Consider the following 2,188-nt stretch of genomic DNA (forward strand, 5'->3'; position numbering starts at 1 on the left):
GCCACGGTGGTTTTCAGGGTACTTACATTGCGAAGCTGATCCTGGATGCCATTGCTGCTGTCGATCCCATACATGCCTATACCGAGCCGCACCATATCCAGTTGCAGATCAGGATGACGGCTAATAGCTGCGCTGTTGGCAATATGGCGGATTACCGTATACCCAAGTGCTTTCTGCAGTTCATGGCTCATATCATAGAACAGCCGGCCCTGCTGCTGGGTGAAGGCATCTTTTGCAGGATCTTCACTGGCGGCCAGGTGACTGAAAATAGACTGCACCTTCATCAGCGGGGTAGCGGTGAGTAGCTGCGCCAGTTCCGGGATTTCAGTTTTCACAAAACCAAGACGGTGCATCCCGGTATCGAGCTTTATGTGGACCGGGAATGCTGTTTTACCGGCAGCAGTAATTTCTTCCATAAACTGCAGTAGTATTTGCATGGAGTAAATTTCCGGCTCCAGGTTCCAGTGAAGGATCGCATCAAAGCTGGCTGGTTCAGGATTCATTACCATGATGGGCATGGTAATACCCGCTCTTCTCAGTTCCACGCCTTCATCCGCATAGGCTACCGCGAGGTAGTCTACTCCATGGAACTGCAGGAGATTGGCTATTTCAAAACTACCGCTGCCATAGGAAAACGCTTTCACCATCGCCATTAATTTGGTATCGGGTTTTAACAGCGACTGGTACAGCTTTACATTATGTGAGATGGCAGTAAGATTGATTTCCAGGATGGTTTGATGCGCCTTTTGTTCCAGCAGTTTGCCTATGCGCTCAAACTGGAAAATACGGGAACCTTTTACCAGGATGGTTTCATTCTGGAAATCATCAGCATTGAACTGTTGTATGTATTCATCGGTAGTGGTGAAGAACTGTGTTTTCAGGCCCTCTACCTGCTGGAAGCTTTTTTTCTCCCGGCCAATATTTTTACCGATGGCTACTAATTTATTGATGCTTTTCTTTTGTAAAAGGTCAGCCACTTCTTCATAAAGGGTGGCGTCGCTTTTACCGCTTTGCAGGATATCGCTGAGGATAACGGTGCGCGTGGCGTGTTGCTGCTGTTGCTGGAGAAAGTCCAGCGCAATGGTAAGTGAACCCAGGTCCAGGTTGTAGCTGTCGTTGATCACGGAGCAGTTATTGATTCCCTGTTTCAGTTCCAGGCGCATGGCAATATTGCTGAGCTGGTCCATCCGTTGCTGTATCACGGCCTGTTCCTTGCCAAGGTATAACATGAGGGCTACACAATGAATGGCGTTTTCGATAGAGCCTTCATCAACAAAAGGAATCTGGAAATGCAATGGTTCCTGTTTATAGAGGGCATCTATGCGGGTATGGTTATCTTGTTTATCTACATTGGTTACACGCAGGTCAGCATCTGTTTTCCTGGACCAGGAGAACAATTCGGGGCCACCGCCTTCCTGGTTTTCTTTTTTGCCTACCTGGTTATGAAAGGCCAGTACACACTCGTTGAGCGCAAGATAATCTTTACAGTAGATAAGAATATCGCTCTTGGCAAACAGTACCAGCTTCTCATTAATTTTTTGGCGGATATTTAAAAAACCTTCGCTGTGGGCCTCCCCGATGTTGGTGAAGATGCCGATAGTGGGACGGATGATTTTTTCAAGGTTCACCATTTCGCCTGGTTGCGAAATACCTGCTTCAAAGATCGCCAGCTGGTGTTCCGGTTTCATTTGCCACACAGAAAGAGGAACGCCTATTTGCGAGTTATAGCTTTTAGGACTGCGAACAATATTGTAATCCTTTTCCAGCAGCTGGTACAGCCATTCCTTTACAATGGTTTTGCCATTGCTGCCGGTAATACCAATAACGGGTATGTGGAATTGTTGCCGGTGAAAGGCCACCAGCGTATGTAATGCCTGCAGGGTATCTTTAACGAGGATGAAGTTGGCTTTCGGATACTTCTCCAGTGGCACGGGTTCGCTTATCACGAAATTGCTGACCCCTTTACGGTACAGTTCTTCGATGTATTGATGCGCGTTGCGCCGGGGGCTAACCAATGAAATAAACAGGGATGTTTCGGGGAAGCTGAGCTTCCTGCTGTCCAATAAAAGATGGTCAATTTCAGAAAATCCTGTCTCTTGCAACAATTCTCCTTTCAAAGTCTTGTTGATGCTTGCTGCGTTATACACGTTTATCAGGTTTGAATAATCACTTAACTGCTGCAAAATTG

1 protein-coding gene is annotated in these 2,188 nt (G+C 46.9%); it reads right to left on the reverse strand.

Annotated elements, in window-relative coordinates:
- Nucleotides 1–2,147: bifunctional UDP-N-acetylmuramoyl-tripeptide:D-alanyl-D-alanine ligase/alanine racemase (locus VN105_RS27620; protein ID WP_325646350.1), on the reverse strand; the 2,147-nt coding region annotated here is incomplete at its 3' end.
- Nucleotides 2,148–2,188: the final 41 nt, after the last annotated feature.

Origin of the sequence: Chitinophaga sp. (assembly GCF_035564935.1) — a bacterium.
Classification (GTDB): Bacteria; Bacteroidota; Bacteroidia; order Chitinophagales; family Chitinophagaceae; genus Chitinophaga.